This is a genomic window from Kitasatospora sp. NPDC058046 (assembly GCF_042885595.1).
Taxonomy (GTDB): Bacteria; Actinomycetota; Actinomycetes; order Streptomycetales; family Streptomycetaceae; genus Kitasatospora.
This window is the reverse complement of record NZ_JBHVRS010000003.1, coordinates 204,989-231,951: the sequence shown is the minus strand read 5'-3', so window position 1 is coordinate 231,951 and position 26,963 is coordinate 204,989. Positions and strand designations below refer to the sequence as shown.

Genomic DNA, 26,963 nt, shown 5'->3' with positions numbered 1-26,963 from the left:
GCGGATCCGGACCCCGAAAGGTCGTTTCCGGACACCGGAACGACGTCTCCGAGAGCAACGGGTCGTGGCCATGCGCGAAGTGACGCCCCCGGGCGACCGGGCGGCGCGGGACGACGACGACCCGGGGCCGGTGACGGACCCGCCCGTCGTCCCGCTGCGGGAGCTGATGCGCCGGTTCTGGCCGTGGGTGCGCCCCGACGTGCGCTGGCTCCCGGTGAGCGCGGTCCTGCTCGTCCTCGGCGCCTTCGGCGAGGTCGTCTCCGTCTGGCTGTTCAAGGACCTGATCGACGACGTCCTGGTGCCCCGGCACTTCGCCGACTTCTGGCTGCTCGCCGCCCTCATGCTCGGCGCGTCCGTGGCCGCCGCGCTGTTCACCTACGGCGGCACCTACACCAGCACCAGGACCGCCGAGCGCTACATGCTGCGGCTGCGCACCGACACCCTCGCCCACCTGCACACCCTGCCGCCCGACACCCTGGAGACCCGCTGGCGCGGCGACCTGGTGGCACGGCTCACCTTCGACATCGCCGAGATCGAGCAGATGGTGGCCACCGGACTGGTCGAGGGCGCCGTGGCCGCGGTCAGCCTGCTGCTGTTCACCGGAGCCGCCTTCTACCTGAGCTGGCCGCTCACCGTGGCCGCGCTGCTGGCCGCCCCGCTGTTCGTCCTCTCCACCAGCCTGTTCGGGCGCCGCATCCGGCGCCGGGAACGGCAGGTCCAGCGCCGCGCGGGCGGCGTCACCGCGCTGCTGGAGGAGTCCCTGCGCAACGCCACCGTCACCCGGACCTGCGGCCAGGAGAGCCGCGAGGTCGAACGGGTCCACCGGGAGGGAAAGGCCCTGCTCGACGCCGAACTCTCCGCCGCCCGGGTCGCCGACCTCTACCAGCCCTTCCTCGGCGTGCTGCAACTGCTGGCCGGGCTCACGGTGGTGGGCGTCGGCGCGCTGGAGGTCATCCACGGGCAGCTCAGCCTCGGCGGCCTGCTCGCCTTCGCCGCCTTCATGGCCCAGCTGTTCGAGCCCGCCCAGCAGCTCGCCGCCCTCGTCCCGCTGGCCGGCACGGCCTGCGCCTCGGGCGAACGCGTCCTGGAACTGCACGACCTCACCAGCCCGGTGCGCGAACGCCCCACCGCCCGCGACACCGGCCCGGTCCAGGGCCGGGTCACCCTCCAGGGCGTCCGGGCCGGCTACCCCGGCGCCACCGGGACCCCCGGGCCGCCCGTCCTCACCGACCTGGACCTCGACCTGCTCCCCGGCGAGACCCTGGCCCTCGTCGGGCCCAGCGGCAGCGGCAAGTCCACCCTCGCCAAGCTCCTCGTCCGCTTCCTCGACCCGCAGGCCGGCACCGTCCGCCTCGACGGCCAGGACCTGCGCGACCTCACCCTCGTCTCGCTGCGCCAGGCCGTCACGCTGCTGCCCCAGCAGGCCCCGCTGTTCCGCGCGACCATCGCCGACAACATCGCCTACGGCCGCCCCGACGCCCCGCCCGCCGCCATCGAACGCGCCGCCCGCAACGCCGGCGCCCACGACTTCGTCACCGCGCTCCCGGACGGCTACCGCACGGTGATCGGCGCCGACGGCTTCCAGCTCTCCGGCGGCCAGAGCCAGCGCGTCGCCATCGCCCGCGCCTTCCTGCGGGACACCCCCGTGCTGGTCCTGGACGAACCCACCACCGGGCTGGACCCGCACACCGTCGAGCAGTTCGTCCCCGCGCTGCGCCGCCTGATGACCGGGCGCACCACCGTCCTGATCACCCACGACCGGGCGCTGCTGCCCCTCGCCGACCGCGTCCTCACCCTCCGGCCGCCGGACACCGCCGGGCCGGCCGCCGGTCCGGACAGCCGCCCGGACGCCAGCCCGGTCGACGCGTTGCGCGGCCGGGAGCCGCGGAAGCCCTGAGTCGACGGCGCGGCGGCTACGCGCCGAGGTAGTGCAGAACGGCCAGGATGCGGCGGTTGTAGTCGGTGGTGCGGGGCAGGTCCAGCTTGTCGAAGACGGCGTTGAGGTTCTTCTCCACCGCGCTCATCGAGACGTGCAGCCGCTGCGCGATGGCGGCGTTGGTCCAGCCCTGGGCGAGCGCCTCCAGGACGCTGCGCTCACGCGGGGTGAGCCGGGCCAGCGGGTCGGTGCGGGTGGTGCGCACCACCAGTTGGCGCACCACCTCCGGGTCGATCACCGCGCCGCCCGCCGCGACCCGCACCAGGGCGTCCAGGAACTCGTCGACCTCCGCCACCCGGTCCTTCAGCAGGTAGCCGACCCGCTCCGCGCCCGCGTCCAACAGCCGGGCCGCGTACCCGCGTTCGATGTGCTGGGAGAGCACCAGCACGCCCACCTCCGGCCAGCGCTCGCGGATCTCCACCGCCGCCCGCAGCCCCTCGTCGGTGTGGGTCGGCGGCATCCGGATGTCCACCACCACGACGTCCGGCGGCCGTTCCGCCACCGCCGCCGTCAGCGCCGCCGCGTCGCCGACCGCGGCCAGCACCTCGTGCCCCTCCTCGGCGAGCAGCCGGACCAGGCCCTCCCGCAGCAGGGTCGAGTCCTCGGCGAGGGTCACGCGCATGGCAGCTCCGCGGTGATGACGGTCGGGCCCCCGGCGGGGCTGTGGACGTGGAGGGTACCGTCCAGCGCGGCGACCCGCCCGCGCAGGCCGGTCAGGCCGCTGCCCGCCGGGTCCGCGCCGCCGCTCCCGTCGTCCTCGACCCGTACGGTGAGCACGCCGGCGGTCCGCTCGACCAGGGCCGAGACCGCCGAGGCGGCGGAGTGCTTGGCCGCGTTGGTGACGCACTCCGACACCACGAAGTAGGCGGCGGTCCGGACGGGTTCGGGCAGCGGGCCGGCCACCTCGTAGCGGAGCCGCAACGGGACGGCGCACCGCTCGGCCACCCCGCCCAGCGCCTCCTCCAGGCCCAGGGTGTCCAGCGCCGACGGGTACGCCCGCCAGGCCACCTCGCGCAGCTCGGTCAGCACGCCCTGCGCCTCCCGGTGCGCCTGGTGCAGCAGCGCCTCCGTCCGCTCCGGGTCCTGGTGGCGGTCCAGGCCGCGCCGCGCCCGGCCGATCAGCATCGCCAACGCGACCACCCGCTGCTGCACGCCGTCGTGCAGATCCCGCTCGATCCGCCGCCGCTCGGCGTCCACGGCCTGCACCACCGCGGCCCGGCTGTCGGCGAGTTCGGTGATCCGGCGGCGCAGCAGCTCGGCCTCGGACGGCCCGAAGCACTCCCGGGCGGTCCGGGCGTCCAGCGCGGCCAGCGAGAACAGGCCCTGCACGGCCAGGAAGAGCAGCACCCCGCCGAGCAGCACCTGGGTCGCCAGCTCCTCCCAGCCCAGCGAGCCGCGCAGCACCCCGCCGACCAGCAGGACGGCCAGCGCCAGCCCGAAGCCCAGCAGCCCCAGCACCACCCCGGCGACCAGCCCGCCGCCGCTGCGCACCGCCAGGTAGCGCAGCACCCGGCGGTCGTCCGCCCGGTACTGGTGGGGGAAGCGGTCGCCGAAGAAGGCGCTGCGCCGGGCCCGCTCCAGGGCGGCCAGCCGGCGCACCCCGGACAGCAGGCCCGGCACCGCGTACGGGCGGGTGCGCGGCCAGAGCAGGAACGGGCCGAGGACGACGGCCGCGAGGAGGAGGTACAGCGCGGAGAGCGCGGCGCTCGGGCAGCCGAGCAGAACTCCGGTGGCCCGGCGCGGCCATGACGTGGCGTCCGCTGCATCCCCCTGCACGGGGTCCGAGCTTACGGGGCGGGCCGGGCCTGCGGGGGCGGTGGGGTGTTCGGGGCCTTCGGGGCCGGTGGGGCCGGTGGGTCCGGCCGGGCCGGTCACCGGGCGCGGCGGTGCTGGGCGGCACTGTTGCGCCCGCGCCAGCGCATCACGACGTACCCGGCCACGGCCACCGCGACCACCACCAGGACCGCCTTGGAGAAGAGGCCGACGTACGTCTCCACCGTGTCCCAGCGGTCCCCGAGCAGGAACCCGGCCATCACCAGCACGCTGTTCCACACCAGGCTGCCGATCGTGGTCAGCATGACGAACGCGGGCAGCGGCATCCGCTCGACCCCGGCCGGAACGGAGATCAGGCTGCGGAAGATCGGCACCATCCGGCCCAGCAGCACCGCCTTCGTCCCGTGCCGGGCGAACCAGGCCTCGGTGCGCTCCAGGTCGGAGGCCTTGACCAGCGGCAGCCGGGCCCAGATCGCGTGCATCCGCTCCCGGCCGAACAGGGCGCCCAGCCAGTAGAGGACGACGGCCCCGGCGACCGAGCCGAGGGTCGTCCAGGTCAGCGCGGAGGCGAGGCTGATCACGCCCTGCCCGGCGGCGAAGCCCGTCAGCGGCAGGATCACCTCGCTGGGCAGCGGCGGGAACAGGTTCTCCAGCGCGATCGCCAGGCCGGCCCCGGGGCCGCCCAGGGTGTCGACCAGGTCGGCCGCCCAGCCGGCGAAGCCGTCGGCGGGCTGCTGGGCGATGGCGAGGACGGTGTGCGGCATGCGGGCTCCAGGGTGGTCGCGGTGCCGGCGCCTGGTGCGCCCGGCTCTGCCCTCCACGCTAGGAACCGCAGGTCAGCGCCGGTATGCGGGTTTCCGGCGAACGCCCTGTGGTTTTCCGTACCGCCGCACCCTGTGGTTTTCCGCAGGGGCGGAGAATCCGGTGGCGGCTGGCGTGGCCGCTTTGTCAGGATGGCGCCATGGACGACGCATTCACCCTGGCCTGGCAGCATTCCGCCGGACTGGTCTTCCCCGAGGACCTGCCGATGGCCGCCGCCGGGCTGCTGGCGGCGGGCATCGGCGGGGACTCGCCCGCGCTCTGCGACCTCGCGGGGCGGCCGGGCCGGGGCGAGCCCCCGGTCGAGCTGACGGAGCTGCTGTGGCAGGCGATGGCGGAGCTGGGCCTGCCGGTGCCGGACGACGGCTTCGTCCAGCGCAGCCTCCTGCACCACACCGCGGCCCGGCTGGTGTCCGGGGAGATCACGCCGGTTGAGGCCGTCGCCGCGCTCTGGTCCCGGATCGACGAGCGCACGACCGGGGCGGAGCGGCGGCTCGCGGAGCTGGTCGACCAGGTCTGCTGCCCGGGCTGCGTCGACACGTGGCCGGTCGAGGTGACGCGGGACTGGGAGCGGGAGATGAGGGCGGCGGCCGTCGAGGTGGCGTCGGCGCCCGACCACCGGAACGCCACCTCCTGGCACCGGGGCTGAACGCGCCTCGCCCGCCGGGCGGTTGGCGATCAGTCGTTCGGCGGCTCAGCGGTTCAGTGCGGCCACGGTCTCCCTGGTCAGCTCCCGCGCCCGGGCGACGGTGGCCGTCAGCTCCGCCGCCGACCCGCCGGGCTCGGCGAGCAGGCCGTGCGCGCGCCTGCCGAAGTACGGTGGGGCGTCCGGCAGTCGACCGGCTACGGCCAGCGCGCCCTTCTCGTTCAGGCACCAGCGGCGGTGGTGGGCGAACAGGGCCTGGACCAGGATGCCGACGGCGTGCGACAGGCAGAGCGAGACGTGCAGGGCGTCGGCGCGGACGGCGCTCTTCGCGGCGGTGTCGAGCAGGAAGCCCGCCTCCCAGGTGGCCGCGGTGAGGGCCCCGCGCAGCGGCTCCGGGTAGTCGGCGGTCTGCCGCTTGAGCCGCGTCAACTCCCCGGTGGGGTCGGCCAACGGTTGCCCGAGGGCGACCTCGCCCGGGTAGCAGGGCGACCAGAAGCCGAGCGGGTGGCCGGCCTGCGTCCCCACCTCGTAGCGGCCCGCGCGGCAGTCCGCCCACACCCGTCCGACCCGGTCGAGGTCCCGCAGGATCCAGTCCACGGCGACGCCGTCGACCCGCAGCCACGCCCCGCCGTTGACCCACGGGCCCCAGCCGCCCGGGCCGGCCACCTCGGTCTCCGGCCCGGCGAGCGCCCGCAGCGCGTCGAGGTCGGGGCCGCCCCGGTAGTACACCCCGAGGTCCCAGTCCGACTCCGGCCGCTCCTCGCCCCGCGCCCGGCTCCCGCCGAGCATCACTCCCACCACGCCCGGCACACGGGCGAGTTGACCGGCCATGTCCTCGATGATCGCGCGCATGAAGGAGATTCTGGCAGGAGAAGCGGTGTCCGCCCGGGAATTTCCGGTGCGGTGCTGGCGTCCGCGGAGGCGTACCCACTCCTCGCCACTCTCAACGTACAGCGCACGGGGGGCCTTGCCGCAAGGCCCCGGTGGTGACGCAGAATCACCGCTTCGAGGACGCCGGTCCGCGAAGCACGGAAGCAGATCCGCGAAACGGGGAGTCACGAAGTGCGAGTGGTGTTGTCGACGTACGGGTCGCGCGGGGACGTCGAGCCGATGGCCGCGCTGGCGGTGCGGCTGAGGGAACTCGGCGCCGAGGTGCGGGTCTGCGCGCCGCCGGACGAGGAGTTCTCGGCGCGGCTGGCCGAGGCCGGAGTCGAGCCGGTGCCGGTCGGTCAGTCGGTGCGCGCGCTGGTCAGCGGGCCGCCGCCGAAGCCCGGGGACCTGCCCGCGCGCGCCGCCCGGCTGGTCGAGCGGTTCCACGCGGCGGTGCTCGCGGCGGCCGAGCCGGGCGGTGCGGTGCTGGCCACCGGGCTGTTCCCGGCGGCGGCCGGCGCACAGGCGGCGGCCGAGCAGCTGGGCGCCCGCTTCGTGTACGTGGCCCTCCAGCCGACCGTGCTGCCCTCCCCGCACCACCGGCCGTTCGAGTACCCGATGCTGCCCTACCCGCCGGAGGCGACCGACCCCCGGGAGCTGTGGGAGCTCAACATCGGGACGATGAACGCGCTGTTCGGCGACGCGGTCAACTCCCGCCGGGCGGCGGTCGGACTGCCCGAGGCCGACAACGTCCGGGACCACGTCCTCACCGGCCGGCCGTGGCTGGCCACCGACCCGCTGCTCGACCCGTGGCCGCGGCCCGCGGAGGCGGACGCGGCCTGGCCCGAGGCGGTGCAGACCGGCGCGTGGATCCTGCCGGACGAACGCCCGCTGCCCGCCGACCTGTCGGCCTTCCTGGCGGCCGGCGAGGCGCCGGTGTACGTCGGCTTCGGCAGCATGCCGCTGCGCGACCCGGCGGGCGCCGCCCGGGTCGCCGTCGAGGCGGTCCGGGCGCAGGGCCGCCGGGTGCTGCTCGGCCGCGGCTGGGCCCGACTGGCGGAGGTGGACGGGGCCGAGGACTGCTTCGCGGTCGGCGAGGTCAACCAGCAGGCGCTGTTCCCGAAGGTGGCCGCCGTCGTCCACCACGGCGGCGCGGGCACCACCGCCACGGCCGCCCGGGCCGGGGTGCCCCAGGTGCTGGTCCCGCAGATGGTGGACCAGCCGTACTGGGCCGCGCGGGTGGCGGAGTTGGGCATCGGCGCCGCCCACGACGGCCCGACCCCGACCACCGCGTCCCTCGCCGCCGCCCTGCGCCGGGCCCTCGCGCCCGCCACCCGGGAGCGCGCCGCCGCCCTCTCGGCCCGGGTCCGCACGGACGGTGCGACGGCCGCCGCGAAGCTGCTGCTCGGCTGAGGGGGACAGGGGCGCGGGAAGTCGGCCCGGCCGACGTCCCGCGCCTGCCCCGGGCTCAGGAGGCCGGTTCGGTCAGGTACTTGGCACCGGCGTCCGGGAGCTTGTTGCCGTCCTTGTCGAAGAACTGCCAGGACTTCGCCCGCATCGTCCCCGGGCGGGCCACCACCAGCTCGCGGATCGGGGAGTCGGCCACGGTGACGGGCGTCGGCTCCGTGGTGCTGCCGTCCGCCCAGGTCACCACCACCCGGCCGACGTCCGGTCCGATCGAGAGCAGCACCACGTCCAGCGGGGCCACGGTGTCGCCCTTGCCCCGGTGGCCGACCAGGCCGCCGCCGAAGACGGTCCGGTTGCGCGGGTCGACCTTGCCCGGGGCGGCCTGGGCGCCGTCGGAGTCATGGCTGAGCCGCACCCCGTCCACCGTGAAGTAGACGTTGGTGACGTCGCAGTCCGGCTGCCAGTACCGCTGGACGTACTCCTCCGTCGGCTTGGAGATCTCCGAGTCGTACCTGCTGCGCTCCTCCCACACCGCCGTCGCCTGCTCGAACGCCCGCTCCCGGGGGGCCTCCGGCCACAGCGCCTCCCACAGCTGCCACTGCTTGCCGTCCGGGGTCAGGCCCTGGCCGAGCAGCACCCGGACCGGGGTCAGCGGGTTGCGGAAGGCCGGGGCGGTCCCGTTCGGCGGGAGGGGGGTGCCCAGCCCGGGGGTGTTCGCCACCGTGAGCGTGGGCGTGGGCGCGGCGCCGACGCCGGCCGGACCGATCCCGTGGGCGGGCGCCGGGCCCGGGCGCAGCTGCGCCAGCGCCCCGCCGGTCAGCGCCACCGCGGCGGCCAGCGCCGCCGCGCCGACCACCGTACGGCGGCGGTGCCGCAGCCGGCGGCCCCCCGCCAGGATGTCCGTCACCGGCGCCGGGCCGATCCGCGCGCCGGCCGCCGCCTCGGCGAGGCCGAGCCCCACCCACAGGTCCGTGCCGTCGTCCACGCCCACCCCGTCCGGTTCCCGGTCCATGCCGCCCCTCATGCCGCTCCTCCGATGTGCGTCGTGTCCTTGAGTCCCACCAGTGCCGTGACCTGCCGCAGCCGCGCGATGCCCTTCGCCGCGTGGCTGCGCACCGCGCCCACCGAGCACCCCATGGCGGCCGCCGTCTGGCTGTCGCTCAGGTCCTCCCAGTGCCGCAGCACCACCGCCTCGCGCTGGCGCGGCGGCAGGGTGGCCAGCGCGGCCAGCAGGGCCCCGCGCTGGTCGGAGCGGGCGTAGCCGTCCTCCACCCCCGCCGCGTCCGGCACCGCGTCCACCAGCAGCTCCGGCGCCCGGCGGCGCCAGCGGCGGGCGTGCTGGTTGACCAGGATCCGCCGCACATAGGCGTACGGATCGTCGGCCCGGCGCACCTTCGACCAGGCCGCGCAGGACTTCTCGGCGGCCGACTGCACCAGGTCCTCGGCCGCGTACTGCTCGCCGGCCAGCAGGTACGCCGTCCGTACCAGGCGCGGCCAGACCGTGACGATGAACGCCTGGAACCCGTCGTCCCGATCGTCTTTCGCTTCTCCCATGAGCACCTCCGAGCACCTCCTTCACCCGTCCAGAGCCCGGGGGCGGTCGAAAGCGCTTACCTGCGGCCGCGGCGGCTTCAGATTCAAATCGCTTGGGGAACGGTGGTGGGGACACTACGATCCGCCGAATGATCATTTCTCATGACGTAGCGGGCAGCGGGCCCGCCGTGGTGCTGCTGCACTCCTCGGTGTGCGACCGGCGGATGTGGGACGCGCAGTGGCAGCCGCTGGTCGACGCCGGACACCGGGTGGTCCGCTGCGACTTCCGCGGCTTCGGCGACACGCCGCTCGCGGACGCCCCGTACAGCGACGCCGGGGACGTCCTGGCCCTGCTCGACCACCTGGGCATCGGGACCGCCGCCCTGGTCGGCGCCTCCTACGGCGGCCGGATCGCCCTGACGGCGGCCGCGCTGCGCCCCGAGGCGGTCACCAGGCTGGCCCTGCTCGGCGCGGGCATGCCCGGACACCAGCCCAGCGACACCCTGCGCGCCTTCGGCGGGCGCGAGGACGAGCTGATCGAGGCCGGGCGGATCGACGAGGCCGTCGAGCTGAACGTCGAGTCCTGGCTCGGCCCGGAGGCCGACGAGCGGACCCGCGCGCACGTCCGCCGGATGCAGCGCCACGCCTTCGACGTCCAGATGACGGCGACGGTCGGCTCCGACCGCGAGGACGTCGACCTCGGCCGGATCACCGCCCCCACCCTGGCCGTGTCCGGCGCCCACGACTTCCCGGACTTCCGGGACATCGCCGCCGCCCTCCCCGCTCTCCTCCCCGACGCCCGCCACCAGGAGCTCCGCTGGGCCGGCCACCTCCCCAGCCTGGAGCGCCCGGCCGAGACCACCGCCCTGCTGCTCGCCTTCCTCCACGAGGACGGCCCGGCCGCGCGGTAACGGCGAGCCGTGCGGTGGCGACGGCGGTGAGCCCGTCGTGGGGCAGCCCGTCGAGGGAAAGCCCGGACCCGAACGTGTGTCGGGAGCCATGATGACGGGGTGCACTTCACCACGGAATCCAGCGCGGACGGCGTGACGCAGCGCCACTTCACCCTCGACGGCGCGCCCGGAGTGCTCTGGCAGCCGGACGGATCGCCCCTCGGCGGGCGGCCGTTGGTGCTGCTGGGGCACGGCGGTGGCCAGCACAAGCTGGGTCCGGGACTGGTGGACCGGGCCCGGCGGTTCGTGCGGCGGCACGGGTTCGCGGCGGTGGCGCTGGACGCGCCGGGGCACGGGGAGCGGACGCGCAGCGCCCAGGACGAGCGGTTCGCCACCGAGATCGGGGAGTTGATCGCGGCGGGCCGGCCGGTCAGCGCCTGGGTGGCGCGGCACACGGCGGCGCTCGCGGAGCGGGCGGTGCCGGAGTGGGTGGTGGTGCTGGACGCGCTGAGCGGCGAGGCGGAGCGCCCCGGTCGGGCTGAGGGCCCCGGACAGACGGAGCGCCCCGGTCGGGTGGAGGACCCCGGACACGCGGAGGGCCTCGGGCCGGTCGGGTACTGGGGGTTGTCGCTGGGGAGCGCGATCGGCATCCCGCTGGCGGCGGCCGAACCGCGCGTCGCCGTCGCGGTGTTCGGGCTGACGGGGCACGCGTCGCAGACGGAGGCGGCGGGGCGGGTCGGCGTGCCGGTGGAGTTCCTCCTCCAGTGGGACGACGCGCTGGTCCCGCGCGAGGGGGCGCTGGCGCTGTTCGGCGCGCTGGGCTCGCGGGAGAAGACGCTGCACGCCAACCCCGGGGGCCACCTGGAGGTGCCGGAGCCCGAACTGGAGTCGTCGGAACGGTTCCTGGCGCGGCATCTGATCCGGGCGGGAGCGAGCGCGGCCCCGGCATAGCCGATGCCAACCGTCAGTAAAACTTCGCAAAGGATTTCTCCCTGCAACGAACCCGACGGGCCGCGACTTCAACAGATTGTTGCAGCTCAGCGGCCCGATGGTCACCCTTCGTGGATTTGGCATAACACCCCGTACCCCCTGGACTTCGCAAACCATAGGAGTACGGTTCCGGAGGAATCGCCGGGGCCGACATTCAGGCAGGCCGGCCGTACCGGAAAATTGGTGCGCAGCATGGGTTTGCAACAGGGTGGGGAGAGCGCCTCGGTGGCGACTCGTCCGATATCCGCCAGGGTGGTCGCGGAGGTCCTGCGCGGCGTCGCGCAGGTCGATTTCATGCCGTCCGTCGTCTGCGGACTCTTCTTCGTGGCCGCACTGTTCGCCGCCGACTGGCGGTACGGCCTCTACGGACTGCTCGGCAGCGCTGTCTCCACCGCCGTCGCGTACGGGCTCGGGCTCGACCGGGAGACCGTCGGGGCGGGGCTGCACGGGTACAACGGCTGCCTGGTGGCGCTGAGTTGCGCCGTCTTCCTGGGCGCCGGGCACCCGGCGACGGTCGCGGTGGCGGCCCTCGGGTCCGCCGTCGCCGTGGTGGTCACGGCGGGGCTCGGGGCGCTGCTCGCCACCTGGCGGCTGCCCGCGCTGACCGCGCCGTTCTGCCTGGTCGCGACGGCCGTCACGGCGGCCGCCCCCGGCTTCCGGCGACTGTGGCAGGGCGCGGGCGCACCCGCCGCGCTGCCCGTCCCGGCCGCCGGGCCGACCGGGCTGAGCTGGGACCAGCTCTGGCACGGGTTCTTCGCGAACATCGGTCAGATCTTCTTCATGCCGCAGTGGTACGTCGGACTGCTGTTCCTGGCCGGGCTGTTCGCGGCGAGCCGGCTCGCGGGCCTGATGGCCTGCGCGGGGAGCGCCACCGGGCTGCTCACGGCCTGGGCGTTCGGCGCCCCCGGCGAGGCGGTCGGGCAGGGCCTGCTCGGGTACAGCGGCGTCCTGGTCGCCCTCGCGCTGTGCGGGGTGTTCCTGGCGCCCGACGCCTGGAGCGCGGCGTACGCCCTGGTCGGTGCGGCCGGCGCGACCGTGCTCACGCCGGCGCTCGGCGCGGCCTCCGCGCCCTTCGGCGGTCACGCCTTCACCTGGCCGTTCGTCCTGACCACACTGCTGTTCCTGGCGGCGGTGCCGGCCGTCCCGCGCCTGCGCCGGACTTGATTCCGCGTCCGGCGCCGCCGAATTCATCTGATGTCGAGAACCCCGGGCTCACCGAAGCCCCTTGAGCATCTTTCTGCATTCCATCGGATTCTCGGAAAGGAAGAGTGATACCCGTGAATCTCTCGCCGCGTGAGATCGACAAGCTGTACATCTACGTCGTCGCCGATCTGGCCCGCAAACGCCGGGACCGCGGCGTCAAGCTGAACTACAGCGAGGCCTGCGCGCTGATCAGCGAGGCGATCATGGAGGGTGCCCGGGACGGCCGCACCGTCGCCGAGTGCATGGAGATCGGCAAGCAGGTCGTCGGCGGCGAGGACGTCATGCCGGGCGTGCGCGAGATGCTCCCGCTGCTCCAGGTCGAGGCGGCGTTCGTGGACGGGACCAAGCTGGTCTCCTGCCACGACCCGGTGGGTGCCTGAGTGATGACCCGGTCCCATGCCGCCGCCACCGTGGTGCTGGCCGGCGGCCACGAGAGCGACGGCGGCCGGGACCTCGCGGCGCTGGCGGCCCGCGAGTCCACCGTGCACGCCGCGGCCCCCGCGGGCCGTCCGCTCACCGAGGCCGTCCGGTCCGCGCTCGCCGCGGCGGACGACGGGCCGGTGTGCGTCGTACCGATGACGCTCGGCCGCGACCCGAAGCTCGTCGCCGACACCGCCCGGGCGCTGCGCTGGCTGGCCGCCGGGGAGGGCCGCGGACGGCTCGCCCTGACCGCGCCGTTCGGCGCCGCTGACCACCTGATCGGCTGGCTGCGCGCCGCCGCCGGCACCGCCCCCGACGGCGCGGTGCTGGTCACCGCCCCGGCGGCCGGCCCCTTCGAGGACGCCGAACTGTTCCGGATCGCCCGCCTCGCCCGCCAGTACGGGCGGCACCGGTGGGTCGAGGTCGCCTTCGACGGCGGCGACCCGGACCCGGCCGAGGGCGCCGAACGCTGCCGGCTGCTCGGCGCCCGCGAGGTGACGGCCGTTCCGGCCTCCTTCGGGCCGGCCCTGCGCACCGCGCTGCCCGGCGTACGGGACGGCGGCCCGCTGCTGCGGCCGTCCGCCGTCGCCGGGGTGGTCGCGGCCCGGACGGCGGCGGCGCTGCACCTGCTCGGGCACGGGGAGGACGGCATCCTGGCCGGCCTCGACGCCGAGCACGGGCACGGCTACGCGCACAGCCACGGGCCGGGGGAGCAGAGCCACGGTCACAGCCACGGGCCGGGCGGGCACCAGCACGGCCATGCGCCGGGCGGGCAGAGCCACGGCCACGCGCCGGGCGGGCACCAGCACGGCGATGCTCCCCACCCGCACCACCCCAGCCACACCCACGAACCCGCACACACCCCCCACTGACCCGGCAGAGAGGAAGGCCAGCCATGTCTGGTGGCGCCGCGTACCTGTACGGCGACGACCCGGTGGAGATCAACGCCGGCCGCGCCAAGGCCACCGTCACGGTCAGCAACACCGGTGACCGGGCGATCCAGGTCGGATCCCACTACCACTTCTTCGAGGCCAACCGCGCCCTCGACTTCGACCGCAACGCCGCCTTCGGCAAACACCTGGACATCCCGGCCGGCACCGCCGTCCGGTTCGAGCCGGGTGACACCAAGGACGTCACGCTCGCCGAGTTCGGCGGCCACCGCCGCCTGGTCGGCTTCGCCAACCTCGTGGACGGCGGCATCACCGCCCCCGCCACCCGCGCCCGCGCCGTCGACCGGGCCATCGCCCTCGGCTTCAAGGGCACCAACCTCGACCACAAGGAAGACCGGCCCCGGGACTTCCACACGGAGACCCACCCGGAAGGCGACCGCTGATGGCCATCCTCTCCCGCAGGCAGTACACCGACCTCTTCGGCCCCACTGTCGGCGACCGCTTCCACCTCGCCGACACCAACCTCCTGGTCGAGGTCGAACAGGACTTCAACCAGGGCCACTACGGCGACGAGGCCGTCTACGGCGGCGGCAAGGGCATCCGCGACGGGATGGCCCAGGACCCGGCCGCGACCTCCCTCCAGGGCGCCCTCGACCTGGTCATCACCAACGTGGTCGTCATGGACGCGGTGCTCGGCGTGGTCAAGGGCGACATCGGCGTCAAGGACGGCCTGATCGTCGCGGTCGGCAAGGCGGGCAACCCGCACACCCAGAGCGGCGTGCACCCGCGCCTGGTGATCGGCCCCGGCACCGAGGTGATCTCCGGCGAGCACCTGATCGCCACCGCCGGCGGCATCGACACCCACATCCACTTCATCGCCCCGCAGCAGGTGCAGGAGGCGCTGAGCAACGGCATCACCACCCTGATCGGCGGCGGCACCGGCCCCTCCGACGGCACCAACGGCACCACCTGCACCCCCGGCCCGTGGAACATCCACCGGATGTACCAGGCCGTCGAGGACCTGCCGGTCAACGTCGGCCTGCTGGGCAAGGGCAACGGCTCGCTGCCCGGCGCGCTGCGCGAGCAGGTCGAGGCGGGCGTGTGCGGCCTCAAGGTGCACGAGGACTGGGGCAGCACCCCGGCCGCGATCGACAGCGCGCTGAGCGTCGCCGACGAGTACGACGTGCAGGTGGCCATCCACACCGACACCCTCAACGAGTCCGGCTACTTCGAGGACACCCTGTCCGCGATCGACGGCCGCACCATCCACACCTTCCACACCGAGGGCGCGGGCGGCGGCCACGCCCCCGACATCATGCGGATCGCCGGCGAGCCCAACGTGCTGCCGTCCTCCACCAACCCGACGCTGCCCTACACCGTCAACTCGGTGGATGAGCTGCTGGACATGGTGATGGTCTGCCACCACCTCAGCCACAACATCCCCGAGGACGTCTCCTTCGCCGACTCCCGGGTCCGCGCCGAGACCATCGCCGCCGAGACCGTGCTGCACGACGAGGGCGTCATCTCGATCTTCTCCTCCGACTCGCAGGCGATGGGCCGGATCGGCGAGTCCTTCACCCGGGCCTTCCAGACCGCCCACCACTGCAAGGACCAGCGCGGCAAGCTGGCCGGCGACAGCGAGCGCAACGACAACGCCCGCGTCCTGCGCTACCTCGCCAAGCTCACCATCAACCCCGCCGTCGCCTCCGGCACCGCCGACCACATCGGCTCGCTGGAGCCCGGCAAGCTCGCCGACATCGTGCTCTGGCCGATCAACTCCTTCGCCGCCAAGCCGAAGATGGTCATCAAGGGCGGCGTGATCAACTGGGCGCTGATGGGCGACCCGAACGCCTCGCTGCCCACCCCCCAACCGGTCTACTACCGCCCGATGTTCGGCCAGTACGGGCGGGCGAAGCAGGCCACCCGGGTGTCCTTCATGTCGCAGGCCGCCGTCGACCTCGGGGTTCCGGCCCAACTCGGCCTGGAGAGCCGGGTGCTGCCGGTGCGGCGGTGCCGTACGGTCGGCAAGCAGCACATGGTGCGCAACGACGCGCTGCCGAAGATCGCGGTCGACCCGGAGACGTACAAGGTCACCCTGGACGGCGAGCCCGCCACCATCGAACCGGCCCGCGAGCTGCCGCTCAACCACCTGTTCTACCTCGCGTGAGCCCCGTCACCGAGACGCGGCCGGGCCTGGATGCCATGGGCGGCCTGGACGCTGTGGACGGCCTGGGGGATTTGGACGCCCTGGACGGCCTGGACGCCCTGCTGGTCTGCCTCCAGCTGACCGACTCGGCCTTCCCCAGCGGCTTCTACACCCTCTCGCACGGGCTGGAGGGCTACGCCCAGGCCAAGGCCGTCACCCCGGACACCCTGCCCGGGCTGCTCGCCGACCTGCTGCGGCACGGCGTCGGGCCGTCCGACGCCACGGCCCTGGTCCTGGCCCACCGGGCGGCCACGGCGGGCGACTGGGAGCTGCTCGCCGAGACCGACCAGCGGCTGCACGCCACCAGGCTCAACCGCGAGCTGCGCCTGGCCGCCACCCGGACCGGTCGCCAACTCCTGGACATCGCCCGGGAGTCGGTGGGCGGCGAGCCGCTGGAGCGGTACGCCGCGCTGGTCGCGGAGAAGCGGGCCCCCGGCTGCCAGGCGGTGGCGGCCGGGGTGGCGTACGCCTCGGCCGGCGTCCCGGTCCAACAGGCCGTCGCCAGCGACCTGTTCGCGTTCTGCACCAGCTTCGTCGGCGCGGCGCTGAGGCTCCGGCTGACCGACCACCGCAAGGCGCAGGTGGTGCTGCGGGCGGCCTCCCCGGTGATCCGGGAGGTCGTATCCGCCGCCCTGGAACGGGACTTGGCTGACCTCGGCGGCTGCGTGCCGGTCGCGGACGCCATGTCCGGGCGGCACGAGCGGGCGGAGGCCCGGCTGTTCATGAGCTGACCGCCCGATGCGAACGTGCGCCACAGAAGAACGACCGACAGAAGGAGGAGAGTTGACCGAGAACGTGCTCCGCGTGGGCATCGGCGGACCGGTGGGCTCCGGCAAGACGGCGCTGATCGAGGCGCTCGTCCCGGTGCTGATCGCCCGCGGCCACCGCCCGGCGGTCATCACCAACGACATCTACACCCAGGAGGACGCCCAGCACGTGCGGCGCACCCTGGCCGGGATGCTGGACCCCGAGCGGGTCGTCGGCGTGGAGACCGGCGCCTGCCCGCACACCGCCGTACGGGACGACCCGACGATGAACCTCGCGGCCGGCGCCGAGATGCTGGAACGCTTCCCGGACGTCGACACCCTGCTGTACGAGTCCGGCGGCGACAACCTCACGCTGACCTTCAGCCCGGTGCTGGTCGACCTCTTCCTCTTCGTCCTCGACACCGCCGAGGGCGAGAAGATGCCCCGCAAGCGCGGCCCGGGCATCACCGAGTCGGACCTGCTGGTCATCAACAAGATCGACATCGCCCAGTACGTCCGCGCCGACCTCGGGGTGATGGAGTCCGACGCCCACCGGGTGCGCGAGGGCGGGCCGGTGGTGCTCACCAACTGCCTGACGGGGGAGGGGCTGGAGGAGATCGCGACCTTCCTGGAGACCTTCCGCAAGGTCCCGGCGTGACAGCCTCCCCGGCTGCGGCGGTGCCCCGGCTCGACCCCCGGCACTACGAGCCGGCCCGCGTCCCGTACGAGGTCCGCCGCCACGCCGGGACGCCCGACACCCTCGCGGTCGGACGTCCCGGCAAGGTCGGGCTGCTGGAGCTGGCCTTCGAGCGGGTCGGCGGGCGCACCGAACTCACCGGCCACTACCAGAAGTCGCCGCTGCAGATCATGCGCCCGCTCTACTTCGACCCGGCCCGCCCCGACCTCGCCGTCACCTTCCTGATGTCCACCGGCGGCGGCATCCTCCAGGCCGACCGGCTCCGCACCGACCTGCACTGCGGCGCCGACACGGCGGTCCACCTGACCACCCAGGCAGCCACCAAGGTCTACCGGATGGAGCACGACTACGCGACGCAACTGGTCAACCTGACGGCCGGGCCGCACGCCTACGTCGAGTACCTGCCCGAGCCGGTGATCCCCTTCGTCGACTCGCGCCTCTACCAGCGGACCGTCCTCACCGTCGACCCGGAGGCGACCGTACTGGCGGGCGAGACCGTCCTGGCCGGCCGCCTCGCCCGGGGCGAGCGCAACGCCTACCGGGTGTTCGCCTCGGACCTCGAAGTGCGGCGCCCAGGTGGTGAATTGGTGGCACTGGACACCGTGCGACTGGAGCCCTCGCCGGGTGGAGGCGGAGGGGGCGGTAGGGGCGCCGGGGTCACCGGGCCGGCGGTGCTGGCCGGGCACGACGTGATGTCCAGCCTGTACGTCCTCAGCCCGCTCGCCCCGGCGGCCCGGATCGCGGACGTCCTGCACGAGGCGGTGGTCGGCTGCGGCCAGGAGTACGGCGAACTGCTCTACGGGGTCAGCGTGCTGCCGCAGGACAGCGGTGCCTGGCTGCGACTGCTCGGCTCCGACACCCGGGCCTGCGCCGCCGCCCTGCGCGCGGCCTGGGACGCGGTCCGGCGGCTGCTGATCGGGGTGCCGGCGCCGGAGCTGCGGAAGACGTAGGGCCGTCGGCCGGCGCCGCCGGTCGTGATCTTCTTCCGGATCCGGCACAACCCCGGGGTCGGGTGCGCGGTCCTGTCTGGCGTGAACGACGATGCGAGACGGGACGCCGTGCCGGACGAGGTGGGCAAGAAGGTGCCGGACGAGGCGCGCGAGACGGCGCCGGACGTGGCCCGCGATGCGGTGCCGGATGACGTGCGCGATGCGGTGCCGGAGGACGTGCGGGAAGCCGCACCGGACGGTGTTCCGACGCCACCGGCCCGGCGCCTGGTCAACCGCCGGCGGCTGCTGACGGGCGCCGCCGCCCTGGGCGCCCTCGCGGCCGCCGCCGGCGTCAACGAGTGGGCCCGCCGAAAGAGCTCCCACGGCCCGCGACTCTGGCGGACGACCGCCGCGAGCGGGCGGCTCGTGCTGTCCGCCGACCGCCGACAGGGCCTCTACGCCTCCGGCTTCGACGGCTGCGTGCGCGCCCTCGATCCGCGCACCGGCGAGATCCGCTGGAGCCGTACGGTCAGCACACCCGACGCCGCCGCTGCCCCGGGCGGCTGGCCGTTGGTCGCCGGGGACGGTGTGGTGTGCGTGGCCACCGACACCCGTCTGCGGGTCCTGGACGCGGCGTCGGGGGAACAGCGCTGGGAGGCCGCCCTGCCCGACTGGTCCGAGGGCGGGTGGCGGCAAGGCCCCGCTGTCGGCGGCGGCAGCGTGTTCGCGGTGTACGGAAGCTCGGTGCGCTGCTACGACCTGGCCACCGGCGCGCCGCGCTGGACCGGCCCGGCGGGCGTCTCGGCCGCTCTGGCCCTCGGCGGCGGCACCGTGTACGCGGCGGGGAGGCCGAGGGGGCTCCTGGCGCTGGACGCCCGCACCGGTGAGCGCCGCTGGGAGCGCGACCTCGTCGTCAGCGGCCCACTGACCGTCCACCGGGACGCCCTGCTGGTCTCCTCGCCCCCGGAGACGATGGCCTCCACGATCGTCGCCGCGCTGGACCCGGCGACCGGCGCGCAGCTCTGGGCGTCCGTCCAGCACGGGGAGCTGAGCTGCCCTGTGTCGGCTGCCGGTCGGACCGTCTACATGGGCGGCGGGGACCGTCTGTTCGGGTTGGACACGACGACCGGTGACTGGGTCTGGAAGGCCAACACCTTCGCCGGTCGGAAGGGCGGGACCCCTGCCATGGTCGCCACCGAGGACGGCGTCTACGCCTGGTCGGGGGACGGCCGGCTGTGGGCGTTCGATCCGTCGACGGGCGGGATGCGCTGGCAGGACGATTCGGAGGAGGTCGGCCGGATCTCGCTGGCCGCCGCTGGTGGGACCGTCTACCGGGGCGGCCCGGGCGGCGTTCTCGCGCTGGGCGCCCTGCCGGCGCCGCCGTCGGCCTGACCAGGCGGGTTCAGGGGCGGCCCGTCCCGCCCGGCCCGCCCGGTTCCATGGTCGCCAGGCGGGCGACCTGGCGGTGGCTGAGCTCGACGGTGCGGTTCATGTGCCGCAGGAGGAAGGCGAGTTCGGCTTCGCTGTCCTCGGCGAAGACGGCCGCCCAGTCGGTGGACAGCTCGCGCCACACCTCCCCGAAGCGCTCCAGCGCCTCGGGGAGGACCGCGACCAGCACCCGTCGGCGGTCGGCCTGGTCCCGCTGCCGGGCGACCAGCCCGGCCTTCTCCAGCCGGTCGACCAGCCGGGTGGCCGAGCCGCTGGTCAGCCCGGTGAGTTCGGCGATCCGGCCGGTGGTGACCGGCCCGTCCTCCAGGGTGAGCAGGTTGAGGCACTGGACGTCGGTCGGGTGCATGCCCAGGTGGTCGGCGACGGCCTGGTTGAACAGCACGTACGAGGCCAGGTAGCGGCGCGAGACCGGCCACAGCCGGGCCATCAGTTCGTCGCGGGTCGTCGTCATGGGGGAAGGGTAACCGGCTGCCCGATAATTGTTTGCGCCACGCAGAAATCTTTCTCTATGTTGTCTGCATGACGCAGATAACTGAGTCCGCAGCCTCCCGTGCCCGCCTCCTCCCCGTCGCCGTCACCGGCGCCACCGGCGCCCAGGGCGGCGCCACCGCCCGCGCCCTCCTCCGCGCCGGCCGCCCCGTCCGCGCCCTCACCCGGAACCCCGGCTCGCCCGCCGCCACCCAGCTCGCCGCACTCGGTGCCGAACTGGCCCGCGCCGACTTCGACGACCCGGCCTCGCTCGCCACCGCCCTCGACGGCGCCGGCGCACTGTTCGCGATGTCCACCCCGTTCGGCACCGACCTCGGTGTCGAAGTCCGCCAGGCCACCGCCCTGCTGGACGCCGCCCGGGCAGTCGGAAGCGTCCGGCACGTCGTCTTCACCTCGGCCGCGAACGCCGACCGCTCCACCGGCATCCCGCACTTCGACAGCAAGCACCGCATCGAACAGCACCTGGCCGGCCTCGGCCTGCCCTGGACCGTCCTCGGCCCGGCCGCCTTCATGGAGAACTACGCCAACGACTGGACCCTCCAGTCCCTCCGCGACGGCGTCTTCCACCTCCCCATGCCCCCCGGCGTCCCACTCCCCGTGATCGCCGCCGACACCATCGGCACCTTCGCCGCCCACGTCCTGGCCAGGCCTGACGCCTACACGGGCCGCCGCATCGACATCGCCTCCCAGTGGCGCACCGGCGAGCAGATCGCCGCCGCGATCAGCGCCGCCAGCGGCCGCCCCATCCGCTTCGAACAGGTGCCGCTCTCGGTCGTGGCGGCCCACTCCGAGGACCTCGCCACGATGTTCCGCTACCTCCAGGACCCCGGCCTCACCATCGACACCGCCGCCCTGCACGCCGAACACCCCACCATCGACTGGCAGCCCCTGGAGACCTGGGCGGCGGCCCGCACCTGGCACCTCTGAGGGGCTTCAGGCGCCCGCAGTGACCTTGGGTGCTGAGGCCTTGATCAGGTTGATCGTTCCAGCCTGGTACACGTCGCCGTTGACGGTTCCGCCCGTGACCTGATTGGCGGTCGAGATCCTTGGAACGCTACCCACCCGACCTAGGCCAGCCGCTCCACGAACTTGCGCTGCCACGGTGTTTCGACGGCGTGCCGGCTGTAGTGCTCCCGCACGTACGCCACCGCCTCCGCGGCCGGGACGCCGTCCAGGACGGCGATGCAGGCGAGTGCGGTGCCTGTGCGGCCCCGGCCGCCGGCGCAGGCGAGTTCGACGCGTTGGGTGGCGGAGCGTTCCCAGGCTTCGCGGAAGGCGTCGGTGGCGTCCGTGCGGTCGGTGGGGAGGCGGAAGTCGGGCCAGCGTACCCAGCGGCTGGGCCAGTCGACGTGCGGCGGGCGGCCCAACAGGTAGAGGCCGAAGTCGGGTCGGGGGCCGGGCGGCAGGGGCTTGCTGAGGCCGCGGCCGCGCAGGAGGCGGCCGGAGGGCAGGCGCAGGAGCCCGGGGGTGGTCGGGTCCCAGGTGGTCGGGCCCGGGGTGGTGGGGTCGGTCATGTCGGCCATTCCTCAGGTGGGGGAGGGGTGTTCAGGATGCCGCGTGCAGCCCGACCGGGCCGCGGGGCAGTCCGGCGCGGTGGGCCAGGGCGGCGGCTTCGCCGCGGGAGGAGACGTCGAGTTTGGCGAGGATGTTGGCGACGTGGAACTTCACCGTCGACTCGCTGATGTGGAGTGCCGCCGCGATGTCCCGGTTGCGGCGGCCCCGCGCGAGCTGGTCGAGGACCTCGAGTTCGCGCGGTTGGAGGCCGTCGAGGGGGTCGGTGGCGAGGGCGGGTTCGGGCAGGGCGAGCGGGAGGTCGACGGTCACGGTGGTGCCCCAGCCGGGGACGGCTTCGACGCCGTGGCGTCCGCCGAGGGCGGTGATGCGGTCGGCGGTGCGGTGGACGGTGAGGGCGTCGGCGGTGAGCAGGCCGAGGCCGTCGCCGCGTACGACGGCGCGCAGTTGGCCGTCGGCGGTGAGCTGCCAGCTGACGTGCAGCCGGGTCGGCTTCTCCTGTTCCAGCATCAGCAGGACGGCCACCCGGACGGCGTCGCGGGCGGTGTGGGCGGCGTCGGCCGGGACGGAGCGGTCGGCTTCCGGCGGGGGTGCGACGTCGAGGTGGACCCGGGTGTGCCGCAGCAGCGGGCGCAGTTCGCGGACGAGTCGGGCGAAGGCGGCGTCGGCGGGTTCCTCGCTGAGGGTGCGGTCGAGTTCGGCGCCCTGGCGCAGGTCGAGCAGGGCGGTGACGGCCAGTTCGGTGGCGTTGCGGCGGGCGGTGGCGTCGTCCAGGCCGGTCGAGCGCAGCGGGGCCAGGATCGCGGTGAGCGCGGCGCTGTGGGTGCCGGTGAACTCGGCGATGGCGCGGGCGCGGGCGTTGGCGGAGGCGCGGGAGGCGGCGGTCTGGGTGGGGGCGGCGTCGGTGGCGCGGTGGTCGGAGTGGGCGATGACCAGGTCCCACAGCTGTTGCAGGACGGCGAGTGCCCCGGGGGCGACCGGTTCGGTGCCCGCCCGGACGAGGACGAGGACGGCGCCGCTGTCGTTGCCCGGCGTGGTCGTGACGACGACGACCGGCCGGGATTGTCCGGCGAGTTCGGACTCGCCCTGCCAGGGACGGCCGGCGGAGGTGGTCGCGGCCGCCTGTTCGGCCAGCCGGGACAGGTCCAGCGTGCTGATGGCGGCGGTGAGTTCGGGCGGGCCGTAGCTGTGGGAGGGGTTGAACGTGCAGACGCCGCTGAGCTGCGCGAGCGCCGTGTGCGGGACGAGGGTGCCGAGCACGTCGGACAGGCGCAGCAGGAGGTCCGGCCGGGGAGCGCGCAGCACCTCGACGGCCCGTGCGAGCGCGTCCTCGGGGCGGCCCCAGCGGTCGCGCCAGGTCCCGTCCGCGCCCGTCCCGTCCGTGCGCGGATCGCCCGTGCCCGTCCCGTCCGTGCGCGTGCGCGTGCCCGTCCCGCCCGTGCCCGTGGCGGTTCCGGGCGGCTCAGTGGTGTCCATGCGGTCCAGCCTAGTTCGGGCGCCGCCGGGCCCGCCTGGCCGTTCGGACAGGTCGAACCGTCCGAAGGACTGGCTGGGCTGCCGTTGCCCCGGTCGCAGGATGGAAGACGTCGGAGGCAACAACTCCCCTGGAACCGAAGGACCTTCCCATGACCAAGGCGATCGCCTTCCCCGAGTTCGGCGGCGCGGACGTGCTGCGCCCGATCGACATCGAACTTCCCGCCCCGGGCCCCGGCCAGGTGCGGGTCGCGGTCCGCGCGGTGGGCGTCAACCCGCTGGACCACAAGCTGCGCACCGGTGAGCTGGCCGGGTTCTTCCCGGTCTCCTTCCCCTACGTTCCGGGCTTCGAGGTGTCCGGCGTGGTGGAGGCCGTCGGCGCCGAGGTGCGCGGCTTCGCCCCCGGCGACGAGGTGTTCGGCGCCCTGATGGGCGGCGGCTACGCGGAGCGGGCGCTGGTGGACGCGGCGATGCTGGCCCACAAGCCCGCCACCCTGGGCTGGGCGGAGGCCGCCGCGATCCCGACGGCGGCCGAGACGTCCGAGCGCGCCCTCGCCGTCCTGGGCGTGCGGCCCGGCGAGACCCTGCTGGTGCACGGTGCGGCCGGCGGGGTGGGCACCGTGCTGCTCCAGTTCGCCCGGGCCCGTGGGATCACCGTGGTCGGCACCGCGAGCGAGTCGAACCACGACCACCTGCGCGAGCTCGGCGCGATCCCGGTGACGTACGGCGAGGGCCTGGCCGAGCGGGTGCGGGCCGCCGCCCCGGGCGGGGTGGACCGGGTGCTGGACGCGGCCGGGCGCGGGGTGCTGCCGCTGTCGATCGAGCTGGTGGGCGGCGCGGACCGGGTGCTGACGATCGCCGACGTCCAGGGCGCGCAGGAGCACGGCGTCCGGTTCACCGGTGGCGCCGAGGGCGTCGAGCCCTACTACACGAGCGCCTACGCGGCCGCGCTGGCCCTGCACGAGGCGGGCACCCTGCGGCTGCCGCTGCACCGGGTGTTCCCGCTGGCGGAGGCGGCCGAGGCGCAGCGGGTCAGTGAGGGCGGGCACCTGCGCGGCAAGATCGTGCTGACGGTCTGACAGGCACACGGCGCCCGCCCTGTCCCTGTCTGCCCGTTTTGCTTCCGTTTTGCATTGGCTGCGCCATTTCCGTACGGTTTCATCCGTTCGGAGTAATTCGGCAGGCGGACGCGCCGTAAACACGGCGCTACGCCGTCCGGCCGACATGCGGTCCCTCGAACGGTCGACCAGGGTTGGCCGGACGTGGGCGGCACCGGACCGCCTGCCCTGACGGTCAGGAGGACCAGGCGCATGGGTGGAACGGACAGGCGGGCGGTGATCGGCGAGTTCCTCGGGACCCTGCTGCTGGTGCTGCTGGCAGTGGGTGCTGCGGTGCTCGCGGGGGTGGCGATCGGTCCGGTGGGCATCGCGTTCGCGTTCGGCTTCGTGCTGCTGGCGCTCGCGTACGCGCTCGGCCCGATCTCCGGCTGCCACGTCAACCCGGCGGTGACGCTCGGCTTCCTGCTGGCCCGCCGGATCGACGGGCGCACGGCGGTGTCGTACTGGGTGGCGCAGCTGCTCGGTGGCATCGCGGGGGCGGGGCTCGTCCTGCTGCTGGCGAAGCAGATACCGGGGCTCGAGACCCACGGCAAGCTCGGCACCAACGGCTGGGGCGAGCGCTCCCAGATGCACATCAACGCCGGCGGCGCGTTCCTGACCGAGGTCATCCTCACCTTCCTGCTGGTGTACGTCGTCCTGGCGGTCACCCACCGGCTGGCCGCGGTCGGCTTCGACGGGCTGCCGATCGGCCTCGCGCTGGTGGTCGTCCACCTGGTCGGCATCCCGCTCACCGGCACCTCGGTCAACCCGGCGCGCAGCCTCGGCCCGGCGCTGTTCGCGGGCGGCGACGCGCTGTCGCAGCTGTGGCTGTTCCTGCTCGCCCCGCTGGTCGGCGGCGCGCTGGCGGCGGGGGTGCACCTGCTGACCCACCCGCAGCCCAACCTTCCGGTGGCGGAGGCCCTGGCGACGGACGCGCGGGTGTAGTACCCGCCGTCGAGCCGGCGCGGCGGCCGGGACCGTACCGACGGTCCCGGCCGCCGCTGTCGTCGGTGGCCTTCTGTCGGCTCCTGCTTCTCTCCGCTCCGGCCCCCCGGGCCCGCTCCGGGCCGCTTTTGAGCCGCCGACCGGCCGGATCCGGCGGACCGGCCGAAGGCGCCCGACGCGTGGCCGCCCGCTGGGTAGAGTCGCGCCATGGTGACTGAGAACGCGGGGAGCCCCGCGGGCGGGCGGCTGGCCGGCCGCTCCTGTGCGGTGACGGGTGCGGCCAGTGGTATCGGACGGGCCGTCGCCGAACGCTTCGTCCGGGAGGGCGCGTCGGTGGTCGCCTTCGACGTGGACGAGGCCGGGCTGGACCGGCTGGCCGAGCGGTTCCCGGACGCCGTCAGCACGGTGGTCGGCGACGTGGCCCGGGACGAGGACGCGCGCCGGCTGGTGGCCGCCGCCGTCGAGCGGCACGGGCGGCTGGACGTGCTGGTGGCCAACGCCGGGATCATCCCGCTGATGGAGATCACCGAGGCCACCGCCGAGGACTGGGACCACGTGATGGCGGTGGACGGCCGCGGCATGTTCCTCACCTGCAAGTACGCGATCGAGGCGATGACCGCGCAGGACCGGCCCGGCGGCTCGATCGTCTGCCTCTCCTCCATCTCCGGCGAGGCCGGCCAGCGCGGCCAGGCGGTGTACGGGCCCGCCAAGTTCGTCGCCTCCGGCCTGACCAAGCACCTCGCCGTCGAATGGGCCGACCGCGGCATCCGGGTCAACGCCGTCGCCCCCGGCACCATCACCACCGAACGGGTCGCCCGGCTGTACGACGAGCCCGGCGGCACCGAGTACCTCGGGGCGATCGAGAAGCTGCACCCGATGGGGCGGCTCGGCGACCCGGCCGAGGTCGCGGCGGCCGTCCTCTTCCTCGCCTCCGACGACGCGTCCTTCGTCACCGGGGTCGTGCTGCCGGTGGACGGCGGGTACCTGGCGCAGTAGCGGGCCCGGTCGGCGGGGTGTCCGGCTGCCCGGTTCCCGGCTGCTCGGTTGTTCGGTTACCTGGCTGCCAAGCTGCCCGGCTGCTCGGCTATCCGGCGAGCAGGTCGACCAGGGCGGACACCCCGTCCGACCCGTGCCCGGCCCCGACCGCCCGCCGGGTGACGGCGAGCGCCGCGTCCAGGACGGAGGTGTCCAGGCCGCGCGCCCGGGCGGTGTGCGCGACGTGCGCCAGCCCGGCCTCGGCGGAGGCGAGGCTGCTGTGGTCGCCCGGATGCCGGCGGTCGTCCGCGCGCTGCGCGAAGCGGTCGATCAGCGGCGGCAGCAGGCGCGGCAACCCCTGGGCGTACGGCGCGAGTTCGGCGCCGCTGATGCCCTCGGCGCGGGCCAGCGCGAGGGCGTGCAGGCAGCCGTGCACGGTGGTCCAGAACAGGTCGAGCAGGGCCGCGTCGAAGGCCGCCGCCCGGCCCGGGTCCGCGCCGACGTGGCGTACGGTGCCCAGCGTCCGCAGCGTCGCCTCGTGGGCGGCGAAGATCTCGGCGTCGCCGCTCAGCAGGACGGTGCCCTCCGGGCGGCCGATGGTCGGGGTGGGGGTGAGGACCGCGGCGTTCAGGAGGCGGTAGCCCCGGGCCTCGGCGTCGGCGGCGTTCGCCCGCGCGTCGCCCGGCGCGGTCGAGGTGGCGTTGACGACGGTCCGGCCGCGCAGTGCCGCCCCGGCGGCCTCCAGTACGGCCCGGGCGGCCGGCTGGTCGCGGACGCAGAGCAGGACGAGCGGGGCGCCGGCCTCGGCGGAGCCCGTGGCTCCTTCGGTGGAGCCCGTCACCGCCTCGGCGGGGCTCGCGGCCGACCGCGCGCCGAGGGCGAGCGGTTCGGCGTCCCGGCCCGGCGTGCGGTTCCACACGGTGACCGGATGGCCGGCGGCCAGCAGCGCCCCGGCCAGCGCCCGGCCCATCGGACCCAGGCCCAGCACGGCAACGGCGGTGCGGGCAGGGGAGGTTGAGGAAGATCGTTCGTTCGGCATGGCGGTTACGCTAGACCTTCACGCCGACG

At 74.7% G+C, this 26,963-nt stretch carries 28 protein-coding genes; 18 read left to right on the top strand and 10 right to left on the bottom strand.

The window, feature by feature from the left end:
- The first annotated feature begins 70 nt into the window (after nt 1-70).
- The gene (locus ACFVU7_RS08795) at nt 71-1,897 is read left to right on the top strand and encodes an ABC transporter ATP-binding protein (protein ID WP_053112194.1); all 1,827 of its coding nucleotides are present in this window, start codon (nt 71-73) and stop codon (nt 1,895-1,897) included.
- 16 nt (nt 1,898-1,913) lie between these two features.
- Here the strand turns inward: ACFVU7_RS08795 and ACFVU7_RS08790 are convergent, their stop codons facing one another.
- From ACFVU7_RS08790 to ACFVU7_RS08780, 3 genes are all read right to left on the bottom strand, one after another.
- Nucleotides 1,914-2,558, bottom strand: coding sequence for a response regulator transcription factor (locus tag ACFVU7_RS08790; RefSeq protein ID WP_049654400.1), 645 nt, complete (start codon nt 2,556-2,558; stop codon nt 1,914-1,916).
- Entirely contained in the window at nt 2,549-3,712 is a 1,164-nt protein-coding gene (locus ACFVU7_RS08785; RefSeq protein ID WP_388044732.1) for a sensor histidine kinase, read from the bottom strand. Before ACFVU7_RS08785 ends, ACFVU7_RS08790 begins: the two co-directional genes overlap by 10 nt.
- 95 nt (nt 3,713-3,807) lie before the next feature.
- Complete coding sequence (locus tag ACFVU7_RS08780) at nt 3,808-4,473, bottom strand: DedA family protein (protein ID WP_049654396.1); 666 nt, start codon at nt 4,471-4,473, stop codon at nt 3,808-3,810.
- A 197-nt stretch (nt 4,474-4,670) separates the two neighbouring features.
- On the opposite strand from ACFVU7_RS08780, the gene ACFVU7_RS08775 reads away from it, so the two are divergent.
- Entirely contained in the window at nt 4,671-5,177 is a 507-nt protein-coding gene (locus tag ACFVU7_RS08775; protein WP_375874473.1) for a hypothetical protein, read from the top strand.
- A gap of 45 nt (nt 5,178-5,222) precedes the next feature.
- Here the strand turns inward: ACFVU7_RS08775 and ACFVU7_RS08770 are convergent, their stop codons facing one another.
- Nucleotides 5,223-6,026 carry a nucleotidyltransferase family protein gene (locus ACFVU7_RS08770; protein ID WP_074004157.1) on the bottom strand — a complete coding sequence of 268 codons (804 nt, stop codon included), beginning with the start codon at nt 6,024-6,026 and terminating at the stop codon, nt 5,223-5,225.
- A 210-nt stretch (nt 6,027-6,236) separates the two neighbouring features.
- Here ACFVU7_RS08770 and ACFVU7_RS08765 point away from each other — a divergent pair, with 210 nt between their 5' ends.
- Nucleotides 6,237-7,457, top strand: a complete 1,221-nt coding sequence (locus ACFVU7_RS08765; RefSeq protein WP_388044731.1) for a glycosyltransferase — start codon at nt 6,237-6,239, stop codon at nt 7,455-7,457.
- A 55-nt stretch (nt 7,458-7,512) separates the two neighbouring features.
- Here ACFVU7_RS08765 and ACFVU7_RS08760 read toward each other — a convergent pair whose 3' ends face one another.
- Both ACFVU7_RS08760 and ACFVU7_RS08755 read right to left on the bottom strand, forming a co-directional pair.
- Nucleotides 7,513-8,463 carry a hypothetical protein gene (locus tag ACFVU7_RS08760; RefSeq protein ID WP_388044730.1) on the bottom strand — a complete coding sequence of 317 codons (951 nt, stop codon included), beginning with the start codon at nt 8,461-8,463 and terminating at the stop codon, nt 7,513-7,515.
- Between the two features lie 8 nt (nt 8,464-8,471).
- Nucleotides 8,472-9,005, bottom strand: a complete 534-nt coding sequence (locus tag ACFVU7_RS08755) for a SigE family RNA polymerase sigma factor (protein WP_049659979.1) — start codon at nt 9,003-9,005, stop codon at nt 8,472-8,474.
- Between the two features lie 128 nt (nt 9,006-9,133).
- Between ACFVU7_RS08755 and ACFVU7_RS08750 the strand changes: the two genes are divergently transcribed.
- The 11 genes from ACFVU7_RS08750 (at nt 9,134) to ACFVU7_RS08700 (ending at nt 19,347) form a co-directional block, all read left to right on the top strand.
- The gene (locus ACFVU7_RS08750; RefSeq protein WP_380740975.1) at nt 9,134-9,895 is read left to right on the top strand and encodes an alpha/beta fold hydrolase; all 762 of its coding nucleotides are present in this window, start codon (nt 9,134-9,136) and stop codon (nt 9,893-9,895) included.
- Nucleotides 9,896-9,994: 99 nt separating this feature from the next.
- On the top strand, nt 9,995-10,825 hold the full coding sequence (locus ACFVU7_RS08745) for an alpha/beta hydrolase (RefSeq protein ID WP_388044729.1): 831 nt from the start codon (nt 9,995-9,997) through the stop codon (nt 10,823-10,825).
- A gap of 264 nt (nt 10,826-11,089) precedes the next feature.
- The gene (locus tag ACFVU7_RS08740; RefSeq protein ID WP_388044728.1) at nt 11,090-12,028 is read left to right on the top strand and encodes an urea transporter; all 939 of its coding nucleotides are present in this window, start codon (nt 11,090-11,092) and stop codon (nt 12,026-12,028) included.
- 113 nt (nt 12,029-12,141) lie between these two features.
- A complete protein-coding gene (locus tag ACFVU7_RS08735) occupies nt 12,142-12,447 on the top strand; it encodes an urease subunit gamma (RefSeq protein ID WP_117490737.1) in 306 nt (101 codons plus the stop codon).
- A 3-nt stretch (nt 12,448-12,450) separates the two neighbouring features.
- On the top strand, nt 12,451-13,359 hold the full coding sequence (locus ACFVU7_RS08730) for a sirohydrochlorin chelatase (protein ID WP_388044727.1): 909 nt from the start codon (nt 12,451-12,453) through the stop codon (nt 13,357-13,359).
- A 23-nt stretch (nt 13,360-13,382) separates the two neighbouring features.
- Nucleotides 13,383-13,820: an urease subunit beta gene (locus tag ACFVU7_RS08725; protein WP_063780133.1), complete on the top strand. Its 438-nt coding sequence runs from the start codon at nt 13,383-13,385 to the stop codon at nt 13,818-13,820.
- Nucleotides 13,820-15,544, top strand: a complete 1,725-nt coding sequence (ureC, locus tag ACFVU7_RS08720; protein WP_074004164.1) for an urease subunit alpha — start codon at nt 13,820-13,822, stop codon at nt 15,542-15,544. Before ACFVU7_RS08725 ends, ureC begins: the two co-directional genes overlap by 1 nt.
- A 35-nt stretch (nt 15,545-15,579) precedes the next feature.
- Nucleotides 15,580-16,314, top strand: a complete 735-nt coding sequence (locus ACFVU7_RS08715) for an urease accessory protein UreF (protein WP_388044841.1) — start codon at nt 15,580-15,582, stop codon at nt 16,312-16,314.
- 52 nt (nt 16,315-16,366) lie between these two features.
- Nucleotides 16,367-16,987 carry an urease accessory protein UreG gene (ureG, locus tag ACFVU7_RS08710; protein ID WP_049651049.1) on the top strand — a complete coding sequence of 207 codons (621 nt, stop codon included), beginning with the start codon at nt 16,367-16,369 and terminating at the stop codon, nt 16,985-16,987.
- The gene (locus ACFVU7_RS08705; RefSeq protein ID WP_388044726.1) at nt 16,984-17,976 is read left to right on the top strand and encodes an urease accessory protein UreD; all 993 of its coding nucleotides are present in this window, start codon (nt 16,984-16,986) and stop codon (nt 17,974-17,976) included. The genes ureG and ACFVU7_RS08705 overlap by 4 nt, the downstream gene beginning before the upstream one ends.
- Nucleotides 17,977-18,057: 81 nt before the next feature.
- The gene (locus ACFVU7_RS08700) at nt 18,058-19,347 is read left to right on the top strand and encodes a PQQ-binding-like beta-propeller repeat protein (protein ID WP_388044725.1); all 1,290 of its coding nucleotides are present in this window, start codon (nt 18,058-18,060) and stop codon (nt 19,345-19,347) included.
- A gap of 10 nt (nt 19,348-19,357) precedes the next feature.
- On the opposite strand, the gene ACFVU7_RS08695 is transcribed toward ACFVU7_RS08700, so the two are convergent.
- Entirely contained in the window at nt 19,358-19,855 is a 498-nt protein-coding gene (locus ACFVU7_RS08695) for a MarR family winged helix-turn-helix transcriptional regulator (RefSeq protein WP_387966609.1), read from the bottom strand.
- Between the two features lie 68 nt (nt 19,856-19,923).
- Between ACFVU7_RS08695 and ACFVU7_RS08690 the strand changes: the two genes are divergently transcribed.
- Complete coding sequence (locus ACFVU7_RS08690) at nt 19,924-20,820, top strand: NmrA/HSCARG family protein (RefSeq protein WP_375874464.1); 897 nt, start codon at nt 19,924-19,926, stop codon at nt 20,818-20,820.
- A gap of 140 nt (nt 20,821-20,960) precedes the next feature.
- Here the strand turns inward: ACFVU7_RS08690 and ACFVU7_RS08685 are convergent, their stop codons facing one another.
- Together ACFVU7_RS08685 and ACFVU7_RS08680 are read right to left on the bottom strand one after the other, a co-directional pair.
- Nucleotides 20,961-21,407: a protein phosphatase gene (locus tag ACFVU7_RS08685; RefSeq protein WP_074004169.1), complete on the bottom strand. Its 447-nt coding sequence runs from the start codon at nt 21,405-21,407 to the stop codon at nt 20,961-20,963.
- A 31-nt stretch (nt 21,408-21,438) separates the two neighbouring features.
- Nucleotides 21,439-22,881: a LuxR C-terminal-related transcriptional regulator gene (locus ACFVU7_RS08680; RefSeq protein WP_375874463.1), complete on the bottom strand. Its 1,443-nt coding sequence runs from the start codon at nt 22,879-22,881 to the stop codon at nt 21,439-21,441.
- Between the two features lie 149 nt (nt 22,882-23,030).
- Between ACFVU7_RS08680 and ACFVU7_RS08675 the strand changes: the two genes are divergently transcribed.
- The 3 genes from ACFVU7_RS08675 to ACFVU7_RS08665 all read left to right on the top strand — a co-directional run bounded on the left by ACFVU7_RS08675 (nt 23,031) and on the right by ACFVU7_RS08665 (nt 25,916).
- On the top strand, nt 23,031-23,957 hold the full coding sequence (locus tag ACFVU7_RS08675; protein WP_388044724.1) for an NADP-dependent oxidoreductase: 927 nt from the start codon (nt 23,031-23,033) through the stop codon (nt 23,955-23,957).
- 231 nt (nt 23,958-24,188) lie between these two features.
- Entirely contained in the window at nt 24,189-24,920 is a 732-nt protein-coding gene (locus ACFVU7_RS08670; protein ID WP_049651042.1) for an MIP family channel protein, read from the top strand.
- A 207-nt stretch (nt 24,921-25,127) separates the two neighbouring features.
- Nucleotides 25,128-25,916 carry an SDR family NAD(P)-dependent oxidoreductase gene (locus ACFVU7_RS08665; protein WP_049651041.1) on the top strand — a complete coding sequence of 263 codons (789 nt, stop codon included), beginning with the start codon at nt 25,128-25,130 and terminating at the stop codon, nt 25,914-25,916.
- Between the two features lie 88 nt (nt 25,917-26,004).
- Here the strand turns inward: ACFVU7_RS08665 and ACFVU7_RS08660 are convergent, their stop codons facing one another.
- Complete coding sequence (locus ACFVU7_RS08660; RefSeq protein ID WP_388044723.1) at nt 26,005-26,934, bottom strand: NAD(P)-dependent oxidoreductase; 930 nt, start codon at nt 26,932-26,934, stop codon at nt 26,005-26,007.
- Between the last annotated feature and the right edge of the window lie 29 nt (nt 26,935-26,963).